This window comes from Arthrobacter sp. SIMBA_036 (assembly GCF_046535135.1).
Taxonomy (GTDB): domain Bacteria; phylum Actinomycetota; class Actinomycetes; order Actinomycetales; family Micrococcaceae; genus Arthrobacter.
The window spans coordinates 1-266 of record NZ_JAWRXG010000228.1 but is presented as its reverse complement, the minus strand read 5'-3'; the positions used below and the strand labels follow the sequence as shown (position 1 = coordinate 266).

Annotated in this window: 1 protein-coding gene; it reads right to left on the bottom strand. The window is 46.2% G+C overall.

Going from position 1 to position 266, the window contains the following annotated elements; translation table 11 throughout:
• A partial coding sequence (locus SB659_RS19715) for a YbfB/YjiJ family MFS transporter (protein ID WP_410551636.1) occupies positions 1-266 on the bottom strand: 266 nt, incomplete at both ends.

Genomic DNA, 266 nt, shown 5'->3' with positions numbered 1-266 from the left:
CAGCATTAACCACATTTCAAAGCTACTCAACTGCAGCCAGTCAGCCAATACAATTAGTTCAGCTGACAACGCAATGCCAAAACCAACACCGGCGAATAGTAATGGCGCGTGGTGAGCATGCCCCCGACTCTCAAGTAACCAGAGCGAGGCTGCAACCATAGAAAAAGCACTAAACACTCCAGCGATGAAACGTTCAGCAATAATAACCAGTGAAGGTAATGGCAGTGCCAGTAAAGCCATAAATACTGCAGTACCAATAATTGACC